Origin of the sequence: Pelagicoccus sp. SDUM812002, assembly GCF_031127835.1 — a bacterium.
Taxonomy (GTDB): Bacteria; Verrucomicrobiota; Verrucomicrobiia; order Opitutales; family Opitutaceae; genus Pelagicoccus.
In genome coordinates, this window is sequence record NZ_JARXHX010000159.1 from 1 (window position 1) to 305 (window position 305).

1 protein-coding gene is annotated in these 305 nt (G+C 67.2%); it reads left to right on the forward strand.

The window, feature by feature from the left end; translation table 11 throughout:
- Positions 1 to 305, forward strand: a 305-nt coding sequence (locus tag QEH53_RS24105) for a phosphopantetheine-binding protein (RefSeq protein WP_309025788.1), incomplete at both ends; no start/stop codon positions are given.

Here is a 305-nt window from a genome sequence, read left to right on the forward strand (position 1 = left end):
TGCTCGGTCTACGCGGAGGTCCTGGGGGTGGAGCGCGTCGGTCTCGACGACGACTTCTTCGCCCTTGGCGGGCATTCGCTAAAGGCGGTGAGGGCGCTTGCTCTGGTGCAGTCGTCGCTTGGGGTCGACGTTCGCATGGCCGACTTGTTCTCTCTCCCCAGGGTGCGCGATCTTGCCTCCGAGCTTCGCTGCCGTTCGGGGCGCTTCGCCCGCATCGAGCCAATCGTAGCTTCCTCCCGCTACGCTCTCTCGAGCGCGCAGCGCCGTCTCTGGGTTCTGAGCCGCTTCGAGCGGGGCAGCACCGC